The 24678-nt window shown below is 74.4% G+C and carries 19 protein-coding genes; 13 read left to right on the top strand and 6 right to left on the bottom strand.

The features are described from left to right. Nucleotides 1-6: 6 nt before the first annotated feature. Nucleotides 7-3345: a S8 family serine peptidase gene (locus AB0B20_RS20345; RefSeq protein WP_357472443.1), complete on the top strand. Its 3339-nt coding sequence runs from the start codon at nt 7-9 to the stop codon at nt 3343-3345. 51 nt (nt 3346-3396) lie between these two features. On the opposite strand, the gene dapD is transcribed toward AB0B20_RS20345, so the two are convergent. Further along, nucleotides 3397-4356, bottom strand: coding sequence for a 2,3,4,5-tetrahydropyridine-2,6-dicarboxylate N-succinyltransferase (gene dapD / locus AB0B20_RS20340; RefSeq protein ID WP_357383611.1), 960 nt, complete (start codon nt 4354-4356; stop codon nt 3397-3399). Nucleotides 4357-4459: 103 nt separating this feature from the next. Between dapD and dapE the strand changes: the two genes are divergently transcribed. Then, complete coding sequence (dapE, locus tag AB0B20_RS20335) at nt 4460-5533, top strand: succinyl-diaminopimelate desuccinylase (protein ID WP_357472439.1); 1074 nt, start codon at nt 4460-4462, stop codon at nt 5531-5533. A gap of 49 nt (nt 5534-5582) precedes the next feature. Here the strand turns inward: dapE and AB0B20_RS20330 are convergent, their stop codons facing one another. After that, the gene (locus AB0B20_RS20330; protein ID WP_181726661.1) at nt 5583-5744 is read right to left on the bottom strand and encodes a hypothetical protein; all 162 of its coding nucleotides are present in this window, start codon (nt 5742-5744) and stop codon (nt 5583-5585) included. 173 nt (nt 5745-5917) lie between these two features. Between AB0B20_RS20330 and AB0B20_RS20325 the strand changes: the two genes are divergently transcribed. The 8 genes from AB0B20_RS20325 to AB0B20_RS20290 all read left to right on the top strand — a co-directional run bounded on the left by AB0B20_RS20325 (nt 5918) and on the right by AB0B20_RS20290 (nt 17557). After that, nucleotides 5918-6781, top strand: coding sequence for a TIGR00730 family Rossman fold protein (locus AB0B20_RS20325; protein ID WP_357383917.1), 864 nt, complete (start codon nt 5918-5920; stop codon nt 6779-6781). 3 nt (nt 6782-6784) lie between these two features. Further along, the gene (locus AB0B20_RS20320) at nt 6785-7330 is read left to right on the top strand and encodes a TIGR00730 family Rossman fold protein (RefSeq protein WP_281579811.1); all 546 of its coding nucleotides are present in this window, start codon (nt 6785-6787) and stop codon (nt 7328-7330) included. A 319-nt stretch (nt 7331-7649) separates the two neighbouring features. Continuing rightward, on the top strand, nt 7650-11393 hold the full coding sequence (locus tag AB0B20_RS20315) for a PD-(D/E)XK nuclease family protein (protein WP_357472460.1): 3744 nt from the start codon (nt 7650-7652) through the stop codon (nt 11391-11393). Continuing rightward, nucleotides 11390-14788, top strand: coding sequence for a UvrD-helicase domain-containing protein (locus tag AB0B20_RS20310; RefSeq protein WP_357472436.1), 3399 nt, complete (start codon nt 11390-11392; stop codon nt 14786-14788). Before AB0B20_RS20315 ends, AB0B20_RS20310 begins: the two co-directional genes overlap by 4 nt. Nucleotides 14789-14992: 204 nt before the next feature. Next, nucleotides 14993-15196, top strand: coding sequence for a cold-shock protein (locus AB0B20_RS20305; RefSeq protein ID WP_013288421.1), 204 nt, complete (start codon nt 14993-14995; stop codon nt 15194-15196). A 177-nt stretch (nt 15197-15373) separates the two neighbouring features. After that, entirely contained in the window at nt 15374-16627 is a 1254-nt protein-coding gene (locus AB0B20_RS20300; protein ID WP_357472433.1) for a DEAD/DEAH box helicase, read from the top strand. Nucleotides 16628-16807: 180 nt separating this feature from the next. Then, nucleotides 16808-16993, top strand: coding sequence for a hypothetical protein (locus AB0B20_RS20295; protein ID WP_357472430.1), 186 nt, complete (start codon nt 16808-16810; stop codon nt 16991-16993). Nucleotides 16994-17056: 63 nt separating this feature from the next. Next, nucleotides 17057-17557, top strand: a complete 501-nt coding sequence (locus tag AB0B20_RS20290) for a GNAT family N-acetyltransferase (RefSeq protein WP_357472425.1) — start codon at nt 17057-17059, stop codon at nt 17555-17557. 11 nt (nt 17558-17568) lie between these two features. Here the strand turns inward: AB0B20_RS20290 and AB0B20_RS20285 are convergent, their stop codons facing one another. From AB0B20_RS20285 to AB0B20_RS20270, 4 genes are read right to left on the bottom strand one after another with little or no spacing between them, the layout of a single operon-like run. Then, nucleotides 17569-18012, bottom strand: a complete 444-nt coding sequence (locus AB0B20_RS20285; RefSeq protein WP_357472422.1) for an Rrf2 family transcriptional regulator — start codon at nt 18010-18012, stop codon at nt 17569-17571. Nucleotides 18013-18016: 4 nt separating this feature from the next. After that, nucleotides 18017-18901, bottom strand: coding sequence for an ABC transporter permease (locus AB0B20_RS20280; protein ID WP_357472419.1), 885 nt, complete (start codon nt 18899-18901; stop codon nt 18017-18019). Next, entirely contained in the window at nt 18891-19670 is a 780-nt protein-coding gene (locus AB0B20_RS20275) for an ABC transporter ATP-binding protein (protein ID WP_357383627.1), read from the bottom strand. The genes AB0B20_RS20280 and AB0B20_RS20275 overlap by 11 nt, the downstream gene beginning before the upstream one ends. Then, nucleotides 19667-20728 (bottom strand): ABC transporter substrate-binding protein, encoded by a 1062-nt coding sequence (locus AB0B20_RS20270; protein WP_357383629.1) that lies wholly within the window; start codon nt 20726-20728, stop codon nt 19667-19669. The genes AB0B20_RS20275 and AB0B20_RS20270 overlap by 4 nt, the downstream gene beginning before the upstream one ends. 229 nt (nt 20729-20957) lie before the next feature. On the opposite strand from AB0B20_RS20270, the gene AB0B20_RS20265 reads away from it, so the two are divergent. From AB0B20_RS20265 to nudC, 3 genes are read left to right on the top strand one after another with little or no spacing between them, the layout of a single operon-like run. After that, nucleotides 20958-22268: a pitrilysin family protein gene (locus AB0B20_RS20265; RefSeq protein WP_357472416.1), complete on the top strand. Its 1311-nt coding sequence runs from the start codon at nt 20958-20960 to the stop codon at nt 22266-22268. Then, entirely contained in the window at nt 22265-23608 is a 1344-nt protein-coding gene (locus AB0B20_RS20260) for a pitrilysin family protein (RefSeq protein ID WP_357472413.1), read from the top strand. The genes AB0B20_RS20265 and AB0B20_RS20260 overlap by 4 nt, the downstream gene beginning before the upstream one ends. Then, a complete protein-coding gene (nudC, locus tag AB0B20_RS20255; protein ID WP_357472411.1) occupies nt 23605-24552 on the top strand; it encodes an NAD(+) diphosphatase in 948 nt (315 codons plus the stop codon). Before AB0B20_RS20260 ends, nudC begins: the two co-directional genes overlap by 4 nt. Nucleotides 24553-24678 lie beyond the last annotated feature (126 nt).

Here is a 24678-nt window from a genome sequence, read left to right as displayed (position 1 = left end):
GGAAGGTTGCCCCGAAACCGCAGAAAGCTGACGGCGTTCGGCCTCGGCCTGACGCTGGCGCTCGGCCTGCCGGTGCCCGCGCTGGCCGCCGCGCCGACCAGCCCGGCCGCCCGTACCGGCCCGTCCGCGCCGGCCGGTGCCCGACCGGTCACCGTCACCCTGATCACCGGAGACAAGGTGACTGTCGCCGCCGGTGGCCGTGCCGCGGTACGCCCCGGCCCCGGCCGTACCGGCGTCGAGTTCCTGGTCCGCCGCGACCGCGACCACCTGACCGTGCTGCCGCAGGACGCGCTCGGGCTGGTCCGCTCCGGCCGGCTGGACGGGCGGCTGTTCGACGTCACCGGGCTGATCGAGGCCGGCTACGACGACGCGCGCCGCGACACCGTACCGCTGCTCGTGTCGTACCGGCCGGGGGTGGCCCGGCGGACGGCGGCTCCGCTCGCCGGCGCCCGGGTGACCCGCGACCTGCCGGTGATCGGCGGCGCGGCGGTCACCGCCGACAAGCACGACACCGGCGCGCTCTGGAAGGCGGTGAGCGCGGACGGCTCCGGTGCCCGGCTCGACGCGGCGGGGGGTGTCGACCGGATCTGGCTCGACGGCCGGCGGCGGGTGGCGCTCGACCGCAGCGTGCCGCAGATCGGCGCACCGGCCGCCTGGGCGGCCGGCTGGACCGGCAAGGGCGTGCGGGTCGCGGTGCTCGACACCGGCGTCGACCTGACCCATCCCGACCTGGCCGGCAAGGTCGCCGAGTCACGCAACTTCACCGAGGAGGCGGACCCGGACGACATCGTCGGTCACGGCACGCACGTCGCCTCGACCATCGCCGGCAGCGGCGCCGCCTCCGGCGGGAAGTACCGGGGCGTCGCGCCGGACGCCACGCTGCTGTCCGGAAAGGTCTGCGAGGTCTACGGCTGCACCGAGTCGGCCATCCTGGCCGGCATGCAGTGGGCCGCGGCCGAGCAGCACGCCACAGTGGTCAACATGAGCCTCACCGGCGGCGACACCCCCGAGGTGGACCCGCTGGAGCAGGCGGTCGGGACGCTCACCGAGCAGCACGGGACGCTCTTCGTGATCTCCGCCGGCAACGACGGCGCCGACGGTTCGGTCGGCTCGCCGGCCACCGCCGACGCCGCGCTCGCGGTCGGCGCGGTGGACCGGGACGACGCGCTCGCCGACTTCTCCAGCCGCGGCCCCCGGGTCGGCGACGGGGCGATCAAGCCGGACATCACCGCGCCGGGCGTGGAGATCGTGGCCGCGCGGGCCGCGAACGGGCAGATCGGTGACCCGGTGGGGGACCGGTACGCCTCGCTGTCCGGCACGTCGATGGCCGCACCGCACGTGGCCGGCGCGGTCGCGTTGCTCGCCCAGCAGCACCCCGGCTGGACGCCGGCCCGCTACAAGGCGACGCTGATGGCCTCGGCGAAGCCGCACCCGGAACAGACCGCGTTCCAGCAGGGCGCGGGCCGGGTCGACCTCGCCCGCGCGATCACCCAGCAGGTGACGAGCGAACCGGCGTCCGTCTCGTTCGGCGTGGCGGCCTGGCCGCACGCCGACGACCAGCCGATCAGCCGGACGGTCACCTACCGCAACGGCGGAGACGCCCCGATCACGCTGGACCTGAGCACCGATTTCACCGGTCCGGGCGGGCGGTCCGCGCCGGCCGGCATGCTCACCCTCAGCGCCTCCCGGCTCACCGTCCCGGCGGGCGGCAGCGCCCAGGTGACGGTGGTGGTGGACACCCGGCTCGGCGGCGCCGACGGCTACTGGACCGGCCGCCTGGTCGCCCGCGCGGGCGACGCGGTGGCGGTGACCCCGCTCGCGGTGGACCGCGAGGTGGAGAGCTACGACCTGACCGTGACACACCGCGACCGCTCCGGCGCTCTGTCCGGCGGCTACTACACCAGCCTGCTCGGGCTCGACGACGGCAGCTACCGCGACGTGTACGACGTCGACGGCGAGCCTCGGATCCGGGTGCCGAAGGGCCGGTACGGCGTGCAGAGCCTGATCTTCGGCGACGGTGACCAGGGCTCGGAGGCCACCTTCCTCGCCCAGCCGGAACTGGTGGTGGCGGGCAACCAGCGGCTCACGCTGGACGCCCGGCGGGCGAAGCCGATCCGCACCACGGTGCCGCAGCGCGGCGCGGCGCCACTGCTGATCGACCTCACGGCGGCGTGGAACTTCGGCGACTACTACGCCACCTTCGGGCTCTGGGCCGACAGGTTCGAAGGGCTCTACTCGGCCCAGCTCGGCCGCACCGTCTCCGACAAGGTCTTCGTCGGCTCGCTCGCCAGTCAGTGGGTCGAGCCGACAGCGCCTGAGCGCAGCCCGTACTTCTACGGCCTGAACGACCTGTTCCCGGGCCGCTTCCCGACCGGCTTCGTCCGGCACTACCGGCCGGCCGAACTGGCTGTTGTCACCAACCGGTTCGCCGCCGGCTACACCGGGATGGAGAACGAACTGGTCGTGTACCCGGAGCCCGACTACAACATGGGCGGCTCGGCGATCGTGCTGCCGGTCCAGGTGCCGAGCAAGCGGATCGACCACCTCAGCACCGTCCGGACCCGCTGGAGCGCCGAGCTGGCCTTCGGGGAGCGGGACGAGGAGGGCTGGCTGGAGCCGAGGGCGGTGCTGGAACGAGTGCCGACCCGCTACCGGGCCGGGCACACCTACCGCGACGAGTGGAACAAGGCACCGTTCGGCCCGTCGTTCCCGCAGCCGCGCTGGCCGGAGGAGGGCATCACCCGTACCGGCGATCTGATGGTGGTCTCGCTGCCGGTGTACAGCGACGCGGCCGGGCACCCGGGCGTTTCGCTCAACGACACCGAGCAGACCCGGCTCTACCGCAACGGCAAGCTGTTCGCCGAGTCGCCCTACCCGGGGTACGGCGAGTTCACAGTGCCGCCGGGCGCGGCGAACTACCGGCTGGAGGCCGTCGCGAAGCGGGGCTTCACCGACCTGAGCACCGAGGTCTCGGCGAGCTGGACGTTCCGCTCCAAGCGGGTTCCGGGTGACGTGCCGGCCCGGCTGCCGGCCATGGCGGTCCGGTTCGCCCCACCGCTGGCGGTGGACAGCTCCGCACCGGCGGGCCGGACGTTCACCGTGCCGGTGACGGTGCGGCGCCAGCCCGGCGCGCCGTCCGGCCGGGTCGTCGCGCTCACCGTCGACGTCTCGTACGACGGCGGGAAGACCTGGCGCAAGGCGGCGCTGAAGAAGCAGGGCGGGGCGTGGACGGCCACCGTCCGGCACCCGGCCGGCCCGGGGTACGCGTCGCTGCGGGCCACCGCCCGGGACGACGCCGGCAACACCGTGACCCAGCGGATCATCCAGGCGTACCGCCTGCGGTGAGCCGGCCGTCCGGGTCCGCGCGGTGCGCGCGGACCCGGACGGGGGTACGGCTCAGTCGTTGGCGTGCAGCGCGGCGTTGAGCGTGATGCCCTGGCCGGTGCGGGGCTTCGCCTCCAGCGCGCCGGTCACCGAGTTGCGCCAGAACAGCAGCCCGTCGACACCGGACAGCTCGCGGGCCTTCACCACCCGGCCGTCCGGCAGGGTGATCTTCGAGGCGGCGGTGATGTAGCAGCCGGCCTCCACCACGCAGTCGTCGCCGAGCGTGATGCCGACACCGGCGTTCGCGCCGACCAGGCTGCGCTCACCGATGCGCACCCGCTCCGTGCCGCCGCCGGAGAGCGTGCCCATGATCGAGGCGCCACCGCCGATGTCGGAGCCGTCGCCGACCACCACGCCCTGCACGATGCGGCCCTCGACCATCGAGGTGCCGAGCGTGCCGGCGTTGTAGTTGACGAAGCCCTCGTGCATCACTGTCGTGCCGGAGGACAGGTACGCGCCCAGCCGCACCCGGTCCGCGTCGGCGATCCGCACTCCCGACGGCACCACGTAGTCGGTCATCCGGGGGAACTTGTCCACCCCGTACACGGACAGGTGGCGGCCGGCGGCGCGCTCGATGACGCGCAGCTCGTCCACCCGCTCCGGCGGGCACGGCCCGGCCGACGTCCAGGCCACGTTCGCCAGCTTGCCGAAGATGCCGTCGAGGTTCAGCTCGTTTGGTCGCACCAGGCGGTGGGAGAGCAGGTGCAACCGCAGGTACGCGTCGGCGGCGTCCTTGATCGGGTCGTCCAGCGAGCCGATCAGCGTGGTCACCTCGACGGTGCGCAGGCCGGGCAGCGCCCGCTCGCCGACCGCGCCCGGGGGCAGGTCGAGCACGTCGGCCCGGTCCTCGCCGGGCACCAGCGGCAGCTCGCCCAGACCCAGCTTGCCGGTCGGGTACCAGGTGTCGAGCACCTGGTCCTGTGCGGTGACGGTGGCCAGGCCGATGCCCCAGGCGGATGGTGCGGACGTCACTGTGTCACCTCTCTGCTCCGGCGGCGGCGTCCGCCGCTGCTCGCGGCCGGGGGCGCGGCACGTGTCCCTCGCGCCCACCGAGGATGACGGTACCGTGCGAGACATGCAGAACCCGTTGACCCCCGAGGTCCTGGCCGATCCGGTGGCGCTGACCCGCGCCCTGGTCGACATCGAGTCGGTATCCCTCAACGAGAAGGCGATCGCCGACTGCGTCGAGGAGGTGCTGCGCGGTGTGCCGCACCTGACCACCTACCGGCACTCGAACACCGTCATGGCCCGTACCGACCTCGGGCGGGCGCAGCGCGTGGTGCTCGCGGGCCACCTGGACACCGTCCCGCTCAACGGCAACTTCCCCTCCACCATGCGCGGCGACCTGATGTACGGCTGCGGCACGTCCGACATGAAGTCCGGGGTGGCCTTCGCCCTGCACCTGGCGGTCACGCTGCCCGACCCGCGCTACGACGTCACGTACTTCTTCTACGAGGCCGAGGAGATCGAGTCGAAGTACAACGGCCTCACCCTGGTCGCGCAGAGCCACCCCGAGTGGCTGGAGGCCGACTTCGCGGTGCTGCTGGAGCCGACGTACGGGATCGTCGAGGCGGGCTGCCAGGGCACCATGCGGGCGGTGGTCACCACGCACGGCGAGCGGGCCCACGCGGCGCGCTCCTGGCACGGGGTGAACGCCATCCACGGCGCGAGCGAGGTGCTGCGGCGGCTGACCACGTACGAGGCCCGCCGGGTGACCATCGAGGGCTGCGACTACCGCGAGGGCCTCAACGCGGTACGGATCACCGGCGGGGTGGCCGGCAACGTCATCCCCGACCGCTGCGACATCGAGATCAACTACCGGTACGCCCCGGACCGCGACCCGGCCGGCGCCGAGGCGCACCTGCGCGAGGTCTTCGCCGGCTTCGAGCTGACGGTCACCGACGCGGCGGCCGGCGCGCCGCCCGGGCTGGACAGCCCGGCGGCGCAGGAGTTCCTGGCGGCGGTCGGCGCCGCGCCGATCGGCAAGCTGGGCTGGACGGACGTGGCGCGCTTCGCGGCCATGGGCATCCCGGCGCTGAACTTCGGCCCCGGCGACCCGAACCTCGCGCACCACAAGGACGAGCACGTCGAACTGACCAAGATCCGGGACGGTGCGGCGACGCTGCACCGCTGGCTGGCCCCGGCCTGACGCGCTGCGACCCCGGGGCCCGCTCCCACCGTGCGGGCCCCCGGGATCGTCAGACGGTCGTCGTCAGGGGTGCGTCCGCCTCGCCTGTCTCGCCGGTCAGGTCGGACCGGTGGGTCTCCATCATCCGGGCGCGGCGGCGCTCGGCCACCACGTCGCGGATCCGCCGCTGCATCTGACGGCGGATCCGGATCATCTCGCTGTTACTGATCAACGCTGGCTCCTCCCCCGAAGGCGCGTCGCCCGGGGTATACCGGGTATGTGAATAGTAAGACGTCCGTGCGACCGAATTAGTTGCCCGGATCCCAAAGATTTCTCCGGCTACCGGGCCTGCGCGCCGCGCCGGTGCCGCTCTACTACGGTGGCTCCATGGGCGAGAGCAGGGAAATGCCGGCCGAGCACGGCCAGCGGGGGGAGCAGCACCGGGCGGAACGGCACCGCGGCGCGGTCACGCTGCGCAACCGGGCGATTCCGACGAGTACGGCCGACCAGCGGCTCCTCGACTCCCGGGGCCGCAGCGACTGGAAGACCAAGGACGCCTGGCGCGCGCTGCGGATCCTCTCCGAGTTCGTCGAGGGCTTCGACACCCTCGCCGACCTGCCCCCGGCGGTGAGCGTCTTCGGTTCCGCCCGCAGCAAGCCGGACAGCCCGGAGTGCCGGATGGCCGAGGAACTGGGCGGCGCCCTGGCCCGGGCCGGCTACGCGGTGATCACCGGCGGTGGTCCCGGTGTGATGGAGGCCGCCAACCGGGGCGCCGGTGAGGCCGGCGGTCTCTCCGTCGGGCTCGGCATCGAGCTGCCGTTCGAACAGGGCCTCAACGACTGGGTCGACCTGGCCATCGACTTCCGCTACTTCTTCGCCCGCAAGACCATGTTCGTCAAGTACGCCCAGGCGTTCGTGGTGCTGCCCGGCGGCTTCGGCACGCTGGACGAGCTGTTCGAGGCGCTCACCCTGGTGCAGACCGGCAAGGTGACCCGCTTCCCGGTCGTGCTGATGGGCACCGACTACTGGCGGGGCCTGCTCGACTGGCTGCGCGCAACCATGGCCGCCGAGGGCAAGATCGGCCCGGCCGACCTCGACCTGATCCGGCTCACCGACGACGTCAACGAGGCGGTCCGGCACATCGTGGAGGCCGAGGCCGTGCTCTCCGCCGAACAGGAGGCCGTCCGCGAGGAGGCGGTCGCCCGGGCGGCCGCCGACCAGCGCGCCGCCGCCGAGGCCGCCCCCGAGGGCCCGGCGGGACGGAGCTGACCCGTGGCCAACGTCTGTGTCTTCTGCGCGTCCTCCCGTACCCTCGACGCCCGCTGGCTGGCACTCGCCACCGAGACCGGCGCGGAACTGGCCCGGCGCGGGCACACGCTGGTCAGCGGCGGCGGCTGCGTCGGCATGATGGGTGCCGTGGTGCAGGGCGCCCGGGCGGCCGGCGGCCGCACCGTCGGCGTCATCCCGCAGTCCCTGGTCGACCTGGAGGTCGCCGACCTGGACTCGGACGAACTGCTGGTCACCGACAGCCTGGCCAGCCGCAAGACGCTGATGGACGAGAAGTCCGACGCGTTCGTCGCGCTGCCCGGCGGCCTCGGCACGCTCGACGAGCTGTTCGAGGTCTGGACCACCGCCACCCTGGCCCTGCACGCCAAGCCGATGGTGATCGTCGACGTGGACGGCTTCTACCGGCCGCTGCTCGACTGGATCCGCGGGCTCGGCGAGCAGCAGTTCCTCAAGCCGGCCGCGCTGGACCTGCTGATGGTCGCCGACAGCGTCCCCGCCGCCCTCGACCTCGTCGACGCCCGCCTGACTTAACCCTCGCGTTCGCCGCCCCGCCCCGCGCCGCCCGCCGCGCCGCGCGCGGCCCCGCCGGGAGATCTTGGTAGCAGCAAATGGCCCCTATGGGGGCACTTTCCTGCCAAGATCTATTGCAATCTCGGGAATCGGACAGCTTTTCTCGGATTCTGGATGAGGGGCCGGCTCGCGTAGGCGCGGCGCCGCCTCGGCATCCGACGCCTCCGTGTCCGCCGAGCGGGAACCAGCAGGTGCCGTAGTCGCGTCACGCGGATGAGCTGCGGCGCGCGGGGTGGACGTCGGTTTCCGGGTGTCGTACCGGCGTGGTGGGATGTCGGTGATGCAGGCGTACCGGTTGGTGCGCCGGCCCGGCGGCGCGGAGGCGGGGGTCACCCACGACGCCGGGGCGGGGCAGGGGGTGGGTCGGCCCGGCGGGCCGGCCGATGCGGAGCCGCGATCCGGGGGGTCGGCGGGCGATGCCGCGCACCCGGAGACCATCCCGTCGCCCGCAGCCGCCGACGCCACGACTCCCGCGACACACGAGGAGACCCAGGAGGCCGGAGCCGGGCAGGGCCTGAGCGGTGTGCGCCGGGCCGACCCGGTGCAGGCCGAGGTGGTCGCGCACACGGCCGGGCCGATGCTCGTCGTGGGCGGTCCCGGCACCGGCAAGACGACGACGCTCGTCGAGGCGGTGGCCGCCCGGGTGGCCGAGGGCGTCGACCCGGAGCGGATCCTCGTGCTCACCTTCGGCCGGCGCGGAGCCACCGAGCTGCGCCGCCGGATCGAGGCGCGGATCGCCGGGGGCGGACACCGCGTGATCCGTGAGCCGCTGGTGCGCACGTTCCCGGCGTACGCGTTCGGGCTGCTGCGCCGGGCGGCGGCCGAACGCGGTGAGCCCTCGCCCCGGCTGCTCACCGGCCCCGAGCAGGATCTGATCATCCGGGAACTGCTCGACGTGGTGGGTGAGGAACCCGGCGACGACCCGGTCGGCTGGCCGGAGGACATGCGTCCCGCGCTGCGTACCCGGGCGTTCGCCCAGCAGCTCCGCGACCTGCTGATGCGTGCCGCGGAGCGCGGCGTCGGCCCGGTCGAGCTGGCCCGGCTGGGCGAGAGGCTGGGCCGCGCCGACTGGCCGGCCGCCGCGCGCTTCCTGCGGGAGTACGTCGCCGTGCTCGCCCTGCGTGACGTGAGCAACAGGGGTTCGGTGGCGTACGACCCGGCGGAGCTGGTGCGCGCCGCCACCGGCATGCTGCTCGACGATCCCGAGCTGCTCGCCGCCGAGCGCCGCCGCCTGTCCCACGTGTACGTCGACGAGCTGGCCGACACCGACCCAGCCCAGCTCGACCTGCTCGCCGTGGTGGCCGGAGGCGGGCGGGCACTTGTCGCGTTCGCCGACCCGGACTCGTCCACGTACGCGTTCCGCGGCGCCGACCCGGCGGGCGTCACCACGTTCCCGCACCGCTTCCGCACCGCCTCCGGCGCGCCCGCCGCTCAGGTCACGCTCACCACCTCGTACCGGGCCGGGCCGGAACTGCTCGCCGCCACCGCCCGGCTGGCCCGGCGGCTGCGCGGCCCGGCGGCGCACCGGCGGCTGCGTCCGCTGCCCGGCGCTCCGGCCGGGACGGTGGAGGTGCGGACGTTCCGGTCCGCCACCAGCGAGTCGGCGTGGCTGGCCCACGCGTTGCGCGAGGCGCACCTGCTCGACGGCGTGCCCTGGTCCCGGATGGCGGTGCTGGTCCGCTCCACCGGCCGGCAGCTGCCCTCGTTGCGGCGTGCCCTGCACACGGCCGGCGTGCCGACCGTCGTGCACGGCGAGGACCTGCCGCTGCACCTCCAGCCGGCGGTGGCTCCGCTGCTGCTCCTGCTGCGCTGCGCGCTCGAACCCGACCGGCTGGACGAGGAGGCGGCTGTCGCGTTGCTGCACTCGCCGCTGGGCGGGGCCGACCCGCTGGCCGAGCGGCGGCTGCGCCAGGGGTTGCGGGCGCTGGCGCTGGCCGGCGGTGACCGCCGCCCCTCCGGCGAGCTGCTGGTGGAGGCGCTGCGGGACCCGGCCGAGCTGGCCGCCATCGAACGTCGCTGGGCCGCGCCCGCGCAGGCGGTGGCGCACCTGCTCGCGACCGCCCGGGAGACGGCCGGGAGGCCCGGCGCCACTGTCGAGGACGTGCTCTGGGCGGTGTGGCGGGAGAGCGGGCTGGCCGAACGCTGGGCCGGGGTCATCACCAGGGGGCGGGCGGCCTCCGGCGAGCAGGAGACCGCCCAACGCTGGCGGGCCGAGGCCGCCGACCGGGACCTGGACGCGGTGCTCGTGCTCTTCGACGCGGCGGCCCGGTTCACCGACCGGTTGCCCGGGGCGCGTACCGAGGTGTTCCTCGACCACGTCCTCGGGCAGGAGCTGCCCGCCGACACGCTCGCCGCCGCCGCCGACCGGGGCGACGCGGTACGCCTGCTGACCGCGCACGCCGCCAAGGGCCTGGAGTGGGATCTGGTCGCGGTCGCAGGGGTGCAGGAGGGCGTCTGGCCGGACCTGCGCCTGCGCGGCAGCCTGCTCGGCTCGGAGCGGCTCGTCGACGTGCTCGCCGGCCGTGCCGACGGCGCCGGGCTGCGGGCCAGCCTGGTCGGGCAGACCTCAGCGCTGCTGGACGAGGAGCGGCGGCTGTTCCATGTCGCTGTCAGCCGGGCGCGGCGGCGGCTAGTGGTGACCGCCGTCGCGTCCGCCGCGGTCGGCGGCGACGACCACGAGGAGCAGCCGAGCCGTTTCCTGTACGAACTGGCCGCCGCCGATCCGCCCGCCACCGGCGGAACCGGCCCGGCCCCGACCGGCCCGGCCCCGACCGGTCCGGCCCCGACCGGTCCGGCCCCGACCGGCCCGGCCCCGACCGGCCCGGCCCCGACCGGCCCGAACCCGACCGGCCCGAACCCGGACGGCCCGGCCTCGACCGGCCCGAGTCCGCAGCAGGCCGCGCCGGATGGTCCGGCCCGGAACCGGCCAGCTCCGACCGGCCAGGCCGCGCGCGGACGAGCCGCCGACGGGCCGGTGCCGCACGGGGACGAGCACCCGCAGGACGGGCCGCCCGCCGCGCTCCCGGTCACCCTGCCGCCGCGCGGGCTCACCCTGTCCGCGCTGGTGGCGGAGCTGCGTACCGCGGTCACCGAGCCGGCGACGCCGATCACCCGGCGGCACGCGGCGGCGGGTGAGCTGGCGCGGCTGGCCGCCGCCGGGGTGCCCGGCGCGCACCCGGACGACTGGTGGGGGTTGCGCGGCCTGTCCGACGACCGGCCGCTCGTCGACGAGGGCGAGCCGGTGCGGGTCACCCCGTCGGCGATGGAGAGCGCGCTGCGGTGCAGCCTGCGGTGGCTGCTGGAACGGCACGGCGGCAGCGGGCCGGCGAGCGCCGCGCAGGGCGTCGGCAACCTGGTGCACGCCGCCGCCATGCTCGCGGAGGACGCGAGCGTCGACCGGGAGGCGTTGCTGGAGTACGTGGCCGCGCGGTTCGACGCGATCGAGCTGGCCGCCCGGTGGATGGCCGGGCCGGAGCGGCAGCGCGCCGAGGCGATGGTGGACAAGCTGCTGCGCTGGCTGGCCGGCAACCCGCGACGGCTGCTCGCGATCGAGCACGAGTTCGCGGTCCGCCTCGACGACCCGTCCCGTCCGATCGAGCTGACCGGCCGGGTCGACCGGCTGGAGGTCGACGCGGAGGGGCGGCTCGTGGTGATCGACCTGAAGACCGGCAAGTCGACGGCGGTCACCGAGCGGGAGGTGGCCGAGCATCCGCAGCTCGGTGCGTACCAGGCGGCGGTGGAGGCGGGCGGGTTCGCCGAGTTCGGCGAGGAGCCGGGCGGGGCCGCGCTGGTGCAGCTCGGCACCGGCGCGCGGGATGCCAAGGAGCAGACCCAGGCGGCGGCCGGGGAGGGCCCGGAGGCCGGTTGGGCCACCGCGCTGGTGCGCCGTACCGCGGACACGATGGCCGCCTCGACTTTCGCCGCCGTGGCCAACTCCAAGTGCCGGGTCTGCCCGGTCCGCACCAGCTGCCCGGTCTCCGGCCAGGGCCGCCAGGTGGTCGAGCCACCACCGGAGAACTCATGACTGTCCAGCCGGCGCTGTTCGGCGCCTCCGCCACGCCCGCGCCGCGTACCGCCGACGCCGGGCCCCGCTACACGCCGGTCGAGCTGGCCCGGCTGCTGCGGCTGCCCGCGCCCACCCGGGAGCAGGCCGCGGTCATCGCCGCGCCGGTGGAGCCGCTGCTGGTGGTCGCGGGCGCCGGCTCGGGCAAGACCGAGACGATGGCCGCGCGGGTGGTGTGGCTGGTCGCCAACTCCTACGTACGCCCGGAGCACATCCTCGGCCTGACCTTCACCCGCAAGGCGGCCGGCGAGCTGGCGCACCGGGTCCGGACCCGCCTCGACCAGCTCATCCGGCGGCTCGGCCGGCAGGGGCGGGACCCGCACGACGACCCGCTGGCGGGCGAGCCGACCGTGTCGACGTACCACTCGTACGCCGGGCGGATCGTCACCGAGCACGGGCTGCGGGCCGGGTACGAGCCGACCACCCGGCTGCTCACCGAGGCGTCCCGCTGGCAGCTCGTGGACCTGCTGGTGCGCAACTACGACGGCGACATGTCCGAGGTGGACCGGATGCCGTCGACCATCACCGACGCAGTGCTGGCGCTCGCCGGTGAGCTGGACGAGCACCTGGTCGACCCGGACGAGCTGGCCGCCTGGACCGGCCGGTTCTTCGCCGACGTGCAGTCCCGGCCCGGCCGGGTCTACGCCGACGTGCGCAAGGCGCTCCAGCTCCAGCGGACCCGTCTGAAGCTGCTGCCGCTGGTGCGCTCGTACGCCCGGCGCAAGGACGACTTCGAGGCGATGGACTTCGCCGATCAGCTCGCCCGCGCGGCCCGGGTGGCCCGCGACCATCCCGGCGTCGGTGTGATCGAGCGGGACCGGTTCCGGGTGGTGCTGCTCGACGAGTACCAGGACACCAGCCACGCCCAGGTGGTGCTGCTCAACGCGCTGTTCGGTGGCGGCCACCCGGTCACCGCCGTGGGCGACCCGTGCCAGTCCATCTACGGCTGGCGCGGTGCCAGCGCGGGCACGCTCGACCGGTTCCCGGCCGAGTTCGCCCGCACCGACGGCAGCCCCGCCGACGTGCTCAGCCTCACCACGAGCTGGCGCAACCGGCCGGAGATCCTCGGCGTGGCGAACACGCTCTCGGTGCCGCTGCGGGCGGCCGGCGCGCGGGTGCCGGAACTGCACGCCGCGCTCAGCGTCCGCGATCCGATCCCGCACCGCACCCCCGGCGGGCAGGCCGGCGGCACCGTGCACTGCGCGCTGCTGGAGACGTACGCCGACGAGGCCGACTGGATCGCGGACAGCGTGCTGGCGGCCTGGCGGGGGGCGGCCGGGATGTCGGGTGCGCTGCCCGAGCACATCCCCGCCGACCGGCGGCCGACCACCGCGGTGCTGGTGCGGCTGCGCAGCCAGATCCCGGCGATCGAGGCGGCGTTGCGCGCCCGCGGGCTGCCTGTCGACGTGGTCGGCCTGGGTGGGCTGCTGGACACCCCCGAGGTACGGGACGTGGTGTGCACGCTGCGCGTGCTCGCCGACCCGACCGACGGGGCGGCGCTGCTGCGGCTGCTGACCGGCGCGCGCTGGCGGATCGGCCCGCGTGACCTGGTCGCCCTGCACCGCCGGGCCCGTGCGATCGCCCGCAGCCGCCGGGAGCTGACCGGCGACGAGGGCCCGGAGATCACCGTGGACGCGCTGGACGAGGCGACGCTCGTCGAGGCGCTGGCCGACCTGGGCCCGGCGCAGGCGTACTCGGCCGAGGGCTACGCGCGGCTGCGCTCGTACGGGATGGAGCTGGCGCTGCTGCGCTACCGGCTGGACCAGTCGCTGCCGGAGCTGATCGCGGACATCGAGCGGACCATCGGGCTCGACGTCGAGGTGGCGGTCCGGGCCGGCCGGGACGGCGCGGGCGACGCCGGGCTGGCCCGCGCCCACCTGGACGCGCTCGGCGACGTGGCGGCCCGGTTCAGCGGCGAGACCCCCGGCGCCACGCTCGCCGGTTTCCTCGCCTACCTGGCCGCAGCCGAGGACGAGGAGCGCGGGCTGGCGCCGGGCGAGGTCGAGGTGGTGGCCGGCGCGGTGCAGGTGCTCACCGCGCACGCCGCGAAGGGCCTGGAGTGGGACGTGGTGGCGGTGGCCGGGATGACCCGGGGCGGCTGGCCGGGGCCGGTCCGTAACTCCGATCACTGGCTGGGCGGGCTGGGCGTGCTGCCGTTCCCGCTGCGCGGCGACGCGGACGGGCTGCCCGAGCTGGCCCTGCCCGAGGCGGAGGACCAGCGCGGCGTGGCCCGGGCGCTCACCGAGTTCACCGACGCCTGGCGGGCGCACGACGAGCGGGAGGAGCGCCGCCTGGCGTACGTGGCGGTGACCCGCCCCCGCCGGCTGCTGCTCTGCTCCGGCTACTGGTGGGGGGAGGGGACCAAGCGGTTCCGCGGCCCGTCGGTGTTCCTGCGTGAGGTGCACGACGCCTGCCTGGCCGAACCGGACGGGCACGTGGTGGACGCGTGGACGCCCGAGCCGGCCGGGGACGCGGTGAACCCGACCACCGAGACCATGCTGCGGGCCGAGTGGCCGGCCGACCCGCTCGGCGCCCGCCGGCCCGCGCTGACCGAGGCGGCGGCGCTGGTCCGCCGGTACCTGGCCGACCCGGAGGCGGCCCGCCGCGAGGCGGCAGTGCTCGCGCCGGCCGGGGCGGACGCCGAGGTGGTCCGCTGGCGGCGGGAGGCCGATCTGCTGCTCGCCGAGCGGGCGGAGCTGGCCCGGCAGGCCGAGGCGGTCGAGGTCGAACTACCCGGCCAGCTCTCGGTGACCCAGCTTGTGGCGTTGCGCCGCGACCCGGAGGCGCTGGCCCGGACGCTGCGCCGCCCGATGCCGACCGAGCCCAACCCGTACGCCCGGCGCGGCACCGCGTTCCACGCCTGGCTGGAGCAGCGCTTCGGCGCGGACCGGCTGCTCGACGTGGACGAGCTGCCCGGCGCGGCGGACGAGGACGCGGCGCCGGACGAGGCGCTTGTCGAGTTGCAGGAGCGCTTCCTGGCCAGCGAGTGGGCCGACCGGGTGCCGGTGGAGGTGGAGGTGCCGTTCGCCACTGTCATCGCCGGAGTGGTGGTGCGGGGCCGGATGGACGCCGTGTTCGCCCGCCCGGGCGGGCGCTACGACGTGGTCGACTGGAAGACCGGGCGGCAGCCGTCCGGCCGGGAGGCCGACGCGGCGGCGGTGCAGCTGGCTGTCTACCGGCTGGCCTGGGCGGAGCTGGCCGGGGTGCCGGTGGACCGGGTGGGCGCGGCGTTCCACTACGTGCGGGACTCCGCCACCGTCCGCCCGGCCGACCTGCTCGACGCGGAGGGACTGGCCGGTCTGGTGGCCGCCGTGCCGGAAATCCCGGGGGATCTCCCGCAGCGCACGAATCCGTGATACGTTGTCTGGGTTGCAGTTTTGGTTTCCAGAGACTCTGTGTGCGCCTGGCGGATTGTGGCCCCAGGCGCTCTTTGTTGTGTCCGGAGTTCTCCGGGCGGGGCGACCAGCAGCGACAGGCACGCCGCGTATTCCACGCGCGGGGTGCTCCTCTCCGGCCCGCAACACGTGCGGGCCGACCGTTCCGTCAAGGAGACGAAACACATGGCAATTGGCACCGTCAAGTGGTTCAACGCTGACAAGGGCTTTGGCTTCATCACCCCGGACGACGGCGGCGCCGACGTCTTCGCCCACTTCTCGGCGATCCAGACCTCCGGCTACCGGAGCCTGGACGAGAACCAGCGGGTCGAGTTCGAGGTGACCCAGGGCCAGAAGGGCCCGCAGGCGGAGAACATCCGCCCGCTCTGATCTTCGGATCAACCGGCACCACCACCGCGCCCGGTCGGGCGCGGTGCACGGGCCGGCCCGCCTCTGCCGGGCCGGCCCGTCCCTTCGGTTCGTGCTTGTGACCACCGGTGACGCCGGTGACGCGCCGCAACCCGGCGCCCTTCCTCGACACGTGCCGCCTCGAGGAAGGCTTTCCGCATGACCACGACCCTGCCCACGTTCGCCGCCACCGGTCTGGCTCCGGCGCTCATCTCCGAGCTGGCCGCGCAGGGCATCTCCGCGCCGTTCCCGATCCAGACGGCCACGATCCCGGACTCGCTGGCCGGCCGGGATGTGCTCGGCCGGGGGCGTACCGGCTCCGGCAAGACGCTCGCGTTCGGGCTGCCGCTGCTGCACCGTACGGCCGGCCGCCGGGCCCGAGCGGGCCGCCCGCTCGCGCTGGTGCTCGTACCCACCCGTGAACTGGCCGCGCAGGTCACCGACGCGCTCGCCCCGTACGCCGCCGTGCTCGGCCTGCGCTGCGCCACTGTGGTCGGCGGGCTCTCGCTGGGCCGGCAGGCCGCCGCGCTGCGCGCCGGCGCCGAGGTGCTGGTCGCCACGCCGGGCCGGCTGCACGACCTGATCGACAGGGGCGACGCCCGCTTGGACCAGGTGGCCATCACCGTGCTGGACGAGGCGGACCAGATGGCCGACATGGGCTTCCTGCCGCAGGTGACGAAGTTGCTGGAGCAGGTCGCGCCGGGCGGCCAGCGGATGCTCTTCTCCGCCACCCTGGACGGGGGCGTGGACCGGCTGGTCCGCCGGTTCCTGACCGACCCGGTGACGCACTCCGTCGACCCGGGCACCGCCACCGTCACCGCGATGACGCACCACGTGCTGCACCTGGAGGCGGAGGACAAGCCGGCCGCGCTGGCGCACATCGCCGCCCGCGAGGGCCGCACCATCGTGTTCATCGCCACCAAGCACCGCGCCGACCGGGTGGCCCGTCAGCTGCTCGCCAAGGGCGTACGCGCGGCGGCGCTGCACGGCGGCAAGTCGCAGCCGCAGCGCACCCGCATCCTGGAGCAGTTCCGCACCGGCCAGGTCACCGCGCTGGTGGCGACGGACGTGGCGGCCCGGGGCATCCACGTCGACGGGCTGGACCTGGTCGTCAACGCCGACCCGCCCACCGAGGCCAAGGACTACCTGCACCGGGGCGGCCGGACCGCGCGGGCCGGCGAGTCCGGCACCGTGGTCACGCTCGTCCTGCCGGACCAGCGCCGCGACGTCGCCCGGCTGATGAGCACCGCGGGCATCAACCCCAAGACCACGCGGGTACGCGCCGGCGACAGCGAGCTGAGCCGGCTCACCGGCGCCCGGGAGCCGTCCGGCGTGCCGGTGACCATCACCGCGCCCGCCGCCGCGCACCCCGCTCAGGCGACCCGTCCCCGCCGTCGCCCGCGCCGCCGCTGACCGAGGCCCGCGTCCGGCCTCGCCTCGCCTCCGGCCCAGCACGCCTCGCATCCGCCCGGTCCTGAGTCGGGAATCAGTCGATGTTTCGGTCGGCCGCCCGATTGTGCGATCGGAACCCGACGGTGATGCTGCTGCGCGGGGGACCGGTCGGGGGGTCGGCCGGACGCGGAGGGAGCGGACATGGCGGGGGACGCCGGCTCAAGTGGAGCGCGGGAAGTGGTGCTGGTGCTCGCGGTGGCGGCAGCCGGTCTGGCGCTCGCCGCGGTGGCCGCGTTCGGGCCGTGGCAGCCGTCCGACGGCGGCTCGCCGGATCGCGGCGCCGCCCGCAGCTTCACGCCCGGGATGAGCGCCCCGCAGACTCAGTAGACGCCCAGAAAAGGGGCGATGCCGGAACGGCCGGCCGCCTACGATGCGGCGGTGGACCCGTCGGTGACCGTTCGCAAAGCCCGGGCCGAGGACGCCGCCGGTATGGCGCGCGTCCACGTGCGGTGCTGGCGGGAGACGTATCGCGGGCTCATGCCGGACACGGTGCTCGACGATCCGGGCCTCCCGGCCTTTCGGGAGCGGTTCTGGACCGCCGCGTTGACCGACGAGCGCTATCGCGAGAATCGGGCAGCGGTGGCCGAGCGGGCAGGCGAGCTGGTCGGGATCGCGATGGCGGGCCCACCGCTCGACGCCCAGGCGGCGTGGGCGCGGCAGTTGTACGTCCTCTATGTGCACGCGACCGATCACGGCACCGGCGTCGGTCCGGCGTTGTTGCGGGCCGTCCTCGACCCGGCCGAGCCGGCGGCGCTGTGGGTCGCCGATCCCAACCCTCGTGCCCAGGCGTTCTACCGCCGGCACGGCTTCGTCGCCGACGGGACGACGCAGGTCCAGGACGGTGTGCGCGAGATCCGGATGGTCCGCGAGGCACAGCCGTCGGCCCCGTGACCGGACGCGCGTCAGGGTGCAGTCGCCCTGTCGCTCAGCAGGTCGGCGAGCGTGGTCCGGTCCACTACCAGCGCGATCGCCCCGTCCACCGCCAGCCACACGTCCCGAAGGCCGGTCGCCACGCCGTGGTAGCCGGCCCGGTCGGCGGGGATGCCCCGCACGCTCGTGATCGCGCCGCCGACCGCGCGCAGCACGTCACCGACGCTGATCTCGGCCGGCGGGCGGGTCAGGGCGTACCCGCCCTCGGTGCCGCGGTGGCTGTGCAGCAGGCCGGCCCGCCGCAGGTCGAGCAGGATCCCCTGAAGGAAGCTGAGCGGGATGTCCTGGCTCTCGGCCAGGCTCGCCGCCTTGACCAGCTCGCCGCCGCCGGCCGCCGGGTCGGCGGCGGACCCGGCGGCGTCGGCGACGGCGAGCATGGCCCGGAGCGCGTAGTCGGCGCGCGCGGAGATGTACACGGCGTCAGTTGCCGGCCTGGTCCAGCACGCCCCAGCGGCGGCGGATCGCCTTGTCGGCGGCACCGAACGCGGTGTCCACGAGCAGGCCCACCACCAGGATGACGATCATGATGGCCATCAGTCGCGGCGCCTCGCTCAGCTCGCGTGCGTAGGTGAGCTGGGCGCCGATCGAGGTGCGGGTGGCGATGACGACCAGCAGCTCACCTGCCATCAGGCTGCGCCACGCGAACGCCCAGCCCTGCTTGAGCCCGGCCACGATGGCTGGTAGCGCGGCCGGCGCGATCACGTACCGGTAGAGGTTGAGCCCTCGGGCGCCGAGGTTGCGGCCGGCGCGGACCAGCAGCGGCGGCACGTAGTCCACGCCGTGGATGACGCCGTTGGCTACCGACGGCGCGGCGCCGAGCACCACCACGAAGAAGATCGCCTGCTCGCTGAGCTGGAAGAGCAGGATGGCCAGCGGGAACCAGGCGATCGACGGCATCGTCTGCAACGCGGTGATCATCGAGCCGAGCGCGGCCCGGAGCACCTTGACCCGGGCCACCGCCAGGCCGAGCAGCAGGCCGACCGCCACTGCGGCGGCGAAGCCGACCGCCGCCCGCCGGGCGGTGGTGGCCAGGCCCTCCCAGAGCGCCGAGCTGAACATGTAGTCGCCGAGGTCGCCGAAGACGACTGCCGGGCCGGGCAGCGCCCACGGCTCCTTCCACCCGGACCAGACCACCGCCTGCCAGATCGCGACGGCCAGGGCGAGCGCGGCGAACTTGGGCCAGGTGGCCGACCACAGGCGGCGTACCCGGGACGGTCCCTTCTCCCGGCCGGCGATCTCCAGCGCGTCGAGGCCGGAGATCTCCGCGTCGGTACGCGCCGACCCGGCGAGGGTGTCACTGGCCATGCCGGCCCACCTCCTTGCGCAGCCGGTCGGTGACCTCGGCGGCGATGGCCGAGACCTCCGGCGAGTCGATCCGCCGGGGGCGCGGCACGGCGACCTCGGTGGAGTAGATGATCCGGCCGGGCCGGCTGGAGAGCAGCACGATGCGGTCGGCGAGCCGGGCCGCCTCGCGGACGTTGTGCGTGACGAACAGGACGGTGAGCTCGCGCTCGGTCCAGATCCGCTCCAGCTCGTCGTGCAGGATGTCGCGGGTCATCGCGTCCAGCGCGCCGAACGGCTCGTCCATCAGCAGCACCGGGGTCTCCAGCGCGAGCGTGCGGGCCAGCGCGACCCGCTGCCGCATGCCGCCGGAGAGCTGGTGCGGCCGCTTGCGGCCGAACTCGGACAGGTGGACCGTGCGCAGCAGCTCGGCCACCCGTTCCTTGCGCTGGTCGCGGGGGAGCCCGCGCAGCTTCAACGGCACCTCGACGTTGCCCTCGACGGTCAGCCAGGGGAACAGCGCCGGCTCCTGGAACATCAGGCCCGGGTTGACGCCCTCGCCCAGTTCGATCGCGCCGCCGCTGGCCCGGTCCAGCCCGGCGACGAGGTTGAGCAACGTGCTCTTGCCGCAGCCGGACGCGCCGACCATGCAGACGAACTCGCCCGGCGCGATGTCCAGCGACAGCCCGTCCAGCGCCAGGACCGCCTGCTCGCCCTGGCCGTACACCTTCGTCACGCCGCGCAGCGCGACCGAGCCGGTCGCGCTGCGCGGGGTCGTGTCCGTCGACGTCACGGCTGGCTGACCTCGGCCTTGCCCTGCGCCTTGAGTACCTCGTTGAGGTACTTCAGGTCGTAGAGGCCGTTGAGGTCGACCGGCTGGGTCAGCCCGACCGCGACGGCGTGGTCCAGGCCGGCCTTCAGCGAGGCCGGGATCGGGTCGTTCGTGAATTCCAGCGTCGGCCAGGCCTGCTTGATCAGCTTGAGGTCCAGCGGCTTGCCGGTGATCTTGCCGATGTGGTCGGAGATGGCCTGCTGCGCCTCGTCCGGCTTGGTGTTGACGAACTCGTTCGCCGCGACCTGGCCCTCGACCAGCTTCTTCACCACGTCCGGGTGCGCCTTGAGGAACTTGGTGCTGACCAGCAGGTTGGTGATGACGAACTTCTTGTCCGGCCAGAGGTCACGCTCGTCGACGAGCACCTTGCCGCCGGCGTTGACCAGCCGGGAGACGAACGGCTCGGGCACCCACGCGCCGTCGATGGCGCCGCTGCCGAAGGTCTCGATCGTCTGCGCGTTCTCCTGCGGGACGATCTTGACGTCGCCGCCGCCCTCCTTGGTGGTCTCCAGGCCCTTCTCCTTGAGCCAGTAGCGCAGCGCCACGTCCTGGGTGTTGCCGAGCTGCGGGGTGGCGATCTTCTTGCCGCGCAGCTGCTCCACCGATGTGATGCCGGGCTTGACCACGAGCGCGACGCCACCCGACGCGGCACCGGAGATGACGCGGACCGCCTCGCCCTTGGACTTGGAGAAGGCGTTCACCGTCGGGTTCGGGCCGATGTACGTGGCGTCGAGCGCGCCGGAGAAGACGGCCTCGATGGCGGCCGGGCCCGCGTTGAACGTCTTGGTGTCCAGCTCGACGTCGCTGCCGAGCTTCTCCTTGAAGATCCCCTTCTCCACGCCGACCACTGCCGGTGCGTGCGTGATGTTGGGGAAGTAACCCAGGCGCAGCGTCACCGGGCCGGATCCGGCGCCGGCGTCGCTGTCCTCGCCGCAGGCGGCGGTGGTGCCGAGCGTGGCCGCGCCGAGGGCGGCCAGGGCCGCCACGGTGGCCAGGCGGCGCAGGGGAAGCCGTCTCATCGAATGTCCAATCCGCAGTATTCCTATTTAGTTGGTAGGAAGACTGGGGCAGCTCTCGGGCGGCGTCAAGCCCCGTTTCCCGGCCGGGCCCCGCGACCTGGGATTTCCCGATAATTCCCACCTGTTCGGTGGAGAAGGCGTGGCCGGTCGGCCAGCCGCCGGCACCGCCGTACGGTGGGCCACGGCACACCGGCGGTGGAGCCGGTACCGAGGCGCTAGTGTCGATCTCGTGCCGACGCGGAGAGCGAAGATCCCAGCGACGAAGTATCCGGTCGAACGGTTCACCCTCGACAACGGCCTGCGCGTGGTGCTCACGCCGGACCGCAGCGCCCCGGTCATCGGGGTCGCGGTGGTCTACGACGTCGGCATCCGCTCCGAGCCGGAGGGACGCACCGGTTTCGCGCACCTCTTCGAGCACCTGATGTTCCAGGGCTCGGAGAACCTGGAGAAGCTGGCCCACTTCCGGCACGTCCAGGGCGCGGGCGGGACGTTCAACGGCTCCACCCACCTGGACTACACCGACTACTTCGAGACGCTGCCGGCGAACGCCCTGGAACGGGCGCTGTTCCTGGAGGCCGACCGGATGCGCGGCCCCCGGCTGACCGAGGAGAACCTGCGCAACCAGGTCGACGTGGTCAAGGAGGAGATCCGGGTCAACGTGCTGAACCGGCCGTACGGCGGGTTCCCCTGGCTGACGCTGCCCCCGGTCATGTTCGACACCTTCCCCAACGCGCACGACGGCTACGGCTCCTTCGTCGACCTGGAGTCGGCCACCGTGGCCGACGCCGCCGACTTCTTCCGCCGCTACTACGCCAGCGGCAACGCGGTGCTCGCGGTCAGCGGCGACATCGACGTGGCCGAGGCGACCGAGCTCATCGAGCGGCACTTCGGGGACGTGCCGGCCCGGCCCGCCCCGCGGCGGCCCGACTTCGCCGAGCCCGACCTGACCGCCGAGCGGCGCAGCACGTACACCGACGCGCTGGCCCCGATCCCGGCGGTGGCCGGCGCGTGGCGGGTGCCCGACCCGATCAGCGACTTCGCCGGTTACCTGCCCTACGTGGTGCTGGCCGAGGTGCTCACCGACGGCGACGCCTCCCGGCTGGTCGAGCGGCTGGTGCAGCGCGACCGGTCGGTGACCAGCCTCGGCGGGTACGTCGGGTTCATGGGCGACCCGTTCGACGTGCGCGACCCCACCGCGCTGCTGCTCCAGGCGCACCTGCCGCCCGGCGGCGACGTGGACAAGGTGCTGCGCACCATGGACGAGGAACTGGACCGGCTGGCGACCGACGGGCTGACCGACGGGGAGCTGGCGCGTACCCAGGCCCGGATGGCCACCCACCTGCTGCGCGACACGGACGCGGTGCTCGGCCGCGCGTTGCGGATGGCGGTGCTGGAACAGCAACGCGGCGAACCCGGCCTGCTCAACGACCTGCCCCGGCTGGTCGGCGAGGTGACCGAGGAGCAGGTCCGCGCCGCCGCCGCCACCCTGCGGCCCGAGCGCCGCGCGTCCGTCGAGGTCGTCGCCGGAGGTTCCCGATGAGTACGCCGACCACCACGACCACCACCGTCCGGCCGCTGCCGGCGCTGGGCCCGAACCGCCGCCTCAAGGTGCCGAAGCAGGCCGAGCGCACGCTCCGCAACGGCCTCACCGTGATCGCGGTACGCCGCTCCTCCGTACCGCTGGCCGAGCTGCGACTGTGGATGCCGTTCGGGCGTACCCACCTGGCCCGTGGCGCGATGCTGGCGCAGACCATGCTCTCCGGCACCGAGGCGCACAGCGCCACCGAGCTGGCCGCCGAGTTGCAGAAGGTCGGCGGCGGGCTGACCGCCGGTCTCGACCCGGACCGGCTGATGCTCTCCGGCGCGGCCCTGGTCACCGGGCTGGACCGGATGCTGGAGCTGCTGGCCGAGGTGCTCACCGGCGCCACCTACCCGGCCGACTGGGTGGAGACCGAACGGGATCGGCTGGTCGACCGCATCCAGGTCGCCCAGAGCCAGCCGTCCCACCTGGCCCGCACCGCGCTGCTCAAGCGGGTGTACGGGCGGCACCCGTACGCGGTGCAGACGCCCGACCCGGACCAGGTCCGGGCGGTCCGCCCGGCCGCGTTGCGCCGGCTGCACGCCGAGCGGGTGCACCCGGCCGGCGCGGTGCTTGTGCTCGTCGGCGACGTGGCGCCGGAGCGGGCGCTGGACGCGGCCGAGAAGGCGCTCGCCGGGTGGCGCGGTGACGGCCACGTCGCCGAGCTGCCGCCCGCGCCGCCGCTGGAACCCGGGCCACTGCTGCTCGTCGACCGGCCCGGCTCGGTGCAGTCCTCGGTACGCCTCGCGCTCCCGGCGGTGCCCCGTACGCACCCGGACCACGCCGCGTTGCAGCTCGCCAACCTGATCTTCGGCGGCTACTTCTCCTCCCGCTGGGTGGAGAACATCCGCGAGGACAAGGGCTACACGTACGGGCCGCACTCGCTGGTGGAGCACTCGGTGGCCGGTTCGCTGCTCGTCGCCGGCGCCGAGGTGGCCACCGAGGTGACAGCGGCGGCGCTGGTGGAGACGACCTACGAGCTGGGCCGCCTGGCCACTGTGCCGCCGAAGCCCGACGAGCTGGAGCAGGCCCGCCAGTACGCGCTCGGCACGCTCCAGCTCGGCATGTCCACCCAGGCCGGTCTCGCGTCGCTGACCAGCGCGTACGCCGGCAACGGGCTGCGGCTGGACTTCCTCGCCGAGTACGCCGCCCGGCTGGCCGCCGCGACTGTGGACGACGTGGCCGAGGTGGCGTCCCGCTACCTGGCGCCGGCGCGCGCGGTCACCGTCGTGCTCGGCGACGCGGCGCGGGTGGCCGGCTCGCTCGCCGCGCTGACACCGGTGCGTACGGAATCGGCATGAGCGGCGAATCCGCGCCGCCGCTGGCCCGGTCGACGCTCGACCGGGCCGCGCACCGGCGTGCCGACCCGGCCTGGCTGACCGAGGCGTGGGAGCGGGCCCGGGTGCTGGTGCTCGACTCCGCCGCCGAGGGGCGGGCGCTGGTCCGGGGCGCGGCGGCCCCGCCGGAGCTGGTCCTGGTGGCTCCCGGTGAGCTGCCCGAGGTGCCCCGGTCGGTGCCGATGTTCCTCGGTGTCGAGCCGGACGGCGTACCGGTCTTCGCCGTGGACGGGCCGCTGCCGGCGCTGCCGGACACCCGTCCGGCTCACCTGCGCGAGGTCGGCCATCTGATGACCGACCGGGACGCGGGCCTGTTCACCACCGCGCTGGCGCTGCTCAACTGGCACCTGCGGCACGGCTACTCGTCGACCACCGGCAAAGCGACCCGCGCCGACGAGGCCGGCTGGTCGCGGATCGACCCGGGCGGCGACCGGGTCTGGCCGCGTACCGACCCGGCCATGATCGTGCTGGTGCACGACGGGGTGGACGGCCCGGACGGCCGCTGCCTGCTCGGCAACAACGCGGCCTGGCCGCGCACCCCGGGCATGCGCCGCTACTCCTGCCTGGCCGGATACGTCGAGCCCGGCGAGTCGGCCGAGGCCGCCGTGCTGCGCGAGGTGCGCGAGGAGGTCGGCGTCCCGGTCGACGAGATCGCGTACGTGGGCAGCCAGTCCTGGCCGTTCCCCGGCTCGCTGATGCTCGGCTTCCTGGCCCGCGCCGACGCGGACGCGCCGATCCGGGTCGACCTGGCCGAGATCGCGCACGCGCGCTGGTTCACCCGCCGGGAGATCGGCGCGGCGCTCGCGGACGAGCCGGTGCCGGTGGGCGGGGGAGACCGGCTGGTGCTGCCGCCGCCGTCGTCGATCGCGTTGTTCCTGGTGCACCGCTGGCTCGACGGGCACTGCTGACCACCCGGCCGGCCGGACGCGGCCCCGACCCGGGTCGCCGTTGCCGCGACGGCCACGGGTCGGGAACACGTGCCGTCGCGGCCGGATGTGGCGGGATGACGGCGGGGGAGGCCGGTCCGGCCGCGA

Source organism: Micromonospora sp. NPDC049151, from assembly GCF_040648395.1.
In the GTDB taxonomy this organism is placed as follows: Bacteria; Actinomycetota; Actinomycetes; order Mycobacteriales; family Micromonosporaceae; genus Micromonospora.
This window is presented reverse-complemented; position numbering and strand designations above follow the sequence as displayed.